The 2524-nt window shown below is 43.7% G+C and carries 5 protein-coding genes; 2 read left to right on the forward strand and 3 right to left on the reverse strand.

Annotated elements, in window-relative coordinates; translation table 11 throughout:
* Positions 1-133 precede the first annotated feature (133 nt).
* From QT974_RS33375 to QT974_RS33380, 3 genes are all read right to left on the reverse strand, one after another.
* Positions 134-343, reverse strand: coding sequence for a DUF6887 family protein (locus tag QT974_RS33375; protein WP_442933237.1), 210 nt, complete (start codon positions 341-343; stop codon positions 134-136).
* Positions 343-522, reverse strand: coding sequence for a DUF6888 family protein (locus QT974_RS34880; RefSeq protein WP_442933236.1), 180 nt, complete (start codon positions 520-522; stop codon positions 343-345). Before QT974_RS34880 ends, QT974_RS33375 begins: the two co-directional genes overlap by 1 nt.
* Positions 523-662: 140 nt before the next feature.
* Positions 663-905 (reverse strand): hypothetical protein, encoded by a 243-nt coding sequence (locus QT974_RS33380; RefSeq protein ID WP_293179040.1) that lies wholly within the window; start codon positions 903-905, stop codon positions 663-665.
* A gap of 415 nt (positions 906-1320) precedes the next feature.
* Between QT974_RS33380 and QT974_RS33385 the strand changes: the two genes are divergently transcribed.
* Both QT974_RS33385 and QT974_RS33390 read left to right on the forward strand, forming a co-directional pair.
* Complete coding sequence (locus tag QT974_RS33385) at positions 1321-1593, forward strand: hypothetical protein (protein ID WP_333472652.1); 273 nt, start codon at positions 1321-1323, stop codon at positions 1591-1593.
* A complete protein-coding gene (locus QT974_RS33390; protein ID WP_333472653.1) occupies positions 1593-2036 on the forward strand; it encodes a type II toxin-antitoxin system VapC family toxin in 444 nt (147 codons plus the stop codon). Before QT974_RS33385 ends, QT974_RS33390 begins: the two co-directional genes overlap by 1 nt.
* Positions 2037-2524 lie beyond the last annotated feature (488 nt).

Consider the following 2524-nt stretch of genomic DNA (forward strand, 5'->3'; position numbering starts at 1 on the left):
TGCATTATGAAAGTCGGCAAAAATTCTAGGATGACTCATAATTTTATTCTCATATAGTCTCTGGCACATTTCGCTAACGTAAACGGAACTTGTTGACTACCGCTCTCCTAAAAAATCAGCCGATGTTTAAGCCCTAAGTCGTCTTCAGTTGTTCTAACTTTTGTCTAATCAAGATATCAACTTCCTCAACCTCAGCAATTGATTTCGGGATATCAAAAGTTTTGGTCGAGGCTTCAGAAGTAAAGCGGTCAACAAAGGCATGAAACGCTGTTTTATCATTGGGGTGAGCAATGACATAAGCTCTTAGCTCAATTTTAGTCATGCTATTAAAGTCAGGCTTCATCACAAAAACCTCCACAGACCATTGCGATAGATTTCTATTTCTATGTTATCTCCCGCCAATATAAACACATTACCTGTTCGCTCGTCCAGGCGGACAACGAAAATAGGTGTGAATGTATTGGTCAAGGATTGACATAGTATGACACATCTGATGCCTTGTTCGGCAGTTGGCAAGTCCATTCCTCATAACCATATAGCTCTGTCTCAGAGTAGCAGGTAAAAGGCTTGCTTGTTCTGCTGTTAATTCAGTCAGAGCCGATCGAGTACCTGAGTGTTGCCGAGGATAGCGTAGCTACAATGATTGGTGTCGAGGAGAATCATTAGTCGAAGGGATTGGGGCTGTAGTCAAATTGTGCTTCACCGCATGAGTTTTGAACGGCTTCTAGACATTCTTGGAGGTCGTCGCCTGACCAAGTGCCGATCGTCTTGAGGTGAGCGAGGAAGGATTTAGCGGATGTGGTAGAAGGTTTGGTAGATAGAGATTTTACAAAGGTGAGGGCTTCGGCAAGCCGTGTGCTGGGCAAAGCTTCGATCGCCTGGAGGAGTTTTTCTTTGAGGGTCATAGGGTGTGCCGGGGTGCTTGTTTAGGGGTGTATCCTATGGGCGATTGCGTGGTATGCCGTGGGCGATCGCTCTTTTATTTTAGGCGATCGGCGATCGCGTGGGGGTGAGAAACCGGGTTTCTGGACAAAATCTCGGCACAGATGCTTTAGTTATCTCAGAAACCCGGTTTCTTAAGAAAGATTGCCCTTCACCAAAGCCAAACTAAACGCCGATGAATGTTAGGTTGAAGGAGGAAACTAAACCGACGTGAGAGGGGCGATCGCACGCTTCAGTCTAATCATTACACCGCTTGGTCATTCTACGAAGTGCGCTCGATGAGCCAATTCCTCTGTACCTATACGATCGGTCAAGATACTGGTCAAGGTCAAGAGCTTCGAGGTAAACTATAATTGCTTGAAGTTTCTGGAGTCTGACATGGAAACAATGAAATTGCGATCGCATATTGGAACCGATGGTATATTACTTCTCCAAATGCCCACTGAGTTTAAAGATACTTCTGTTGAAGTTCTAGTAGTTGTACAGCCTCTAACATCAGAGGAAGTTAAACCGAAGTATAACGCTTGGGGAAAGCTAACTACTAAAAAATCAATTCAAGCAGCAATTGATAGAATGCTACAACTGCGGAAAGAAATTGCCTTCGATAAAAATTCAATACGTTCCATGATTGAAGAAGGGCGCAGGTTTTAATGCAGTTTATATTGGATTGTTCTGTAGCAATCAGTTGGTGCTTAGTAGATGAAGATAACGATTATGCCAATGCTATACTTGGGATGATGCCGGATTGCGAAGCATTTGTACCAGGCATTTGGTCGCTAGAAATTGCTAATACTCTCCTGGTTGCTGAGCGACGCAACCGTATGACGACTGAGCAATCTGAGATAGCTATTACTTTGTTACAATCACTTTTAATTCAGGTTGATGAAGCTACGAATAGCAACGCACTATCGTCAACTCTGGTACTAGGAAGACAAGAAGGTTTGGCTGCTTATGATGCAGCTTATTTAGAGTTAGCAGTACGATTGGAATTGCCGATCGCCACACTTGATACCCGCTTAGCGGAAGCGGCAACTCGCTGCGGTGTGGGGTTGGTAGTTATTGATGGAGAAATGCCTCCAGACGAGCGATCGTAATGCAAAGGACAAGAAGAAGTTAAATATTTTTATGTGCGATCGCCCTTTCTTTTTGTATGGCGATTACCTGCAATACGGCTACGCTTCACGCTCTTTGTGCGATCGTGGCACTATTTGGTAGTTGTCAGAAGTGCGATCGCTGCCCCCTTTCTCTACACCGATATTGCTTGTCAGGGTCAGGATATTGGTAGAGCTATGCCACTCTCAGGTAAACTAGAATTGCTCAGGATAATATCGTCTACCTGTCTAATCTGTTTCCAATCAATTACTGCAACCCTGATACTTTCCTCTTCAGAATATTGGATGGCGCCATCTACTTCTAATTCTTCGCTATGCTTAGGGTGAGCAATTTACCATTTGGCAACTTAATATTTTGGCGGCTCAAATCTTCGATCGTCCCAACACAATTCAGACGAAGGCGACCTTGTTCATCTGCATTATGAAAGTCGGCAAAAATTCTAGGATGACTCATAATTTTATTCTCATAT

Origin of the sequence: Microcoleus sp. BM001215392, from assembly GCF_036700185.1 — a bacterium.
GTDB lineage: Bacteria > Cyanobacteriota > Cyanobacteriia > Cyanobacteriales > Microcoleaceae > Microcoleus.

Bases quoted from the DNA above. Each gene is read 5' to 3' on its own strand.
- QT974_RS33375 (WP_442933237.1), bottom strand. From the start codon at position 343: ATGAAGCCTGACTTTAATAGCATGACTAAAATTGAGCTAAGAGCTTAT.
- QT974_RS34880 (WP_442933236.1), bottom strand. From the start codon at position 522: ATGGACTTGCCAACTGCCGAACAAGGCATCAGATGTGTCATACTATGT.
- QT974_RS33380 (WP_293179040.1), bottom strand. From the start codon at position 905: ATGACCCTCAAAGAAAAACTCCTCCAGGCGATCGAAGCTTTGCCCAGC.
- QT974_RS33385 (WP_333472652.1), top strand. From the start codon at position 1,321: ATGGAAACAATGAAATTGCGATCGCATATTGGAACCGATGGTATATTA.
- QT974_RS33390 (WP_333472653.1), top strand. From the start codon at position 1,593: ATGCAGTTTATATTGGATTGTTCTGTAGCAATCAGTTGGTGCTTAGTA.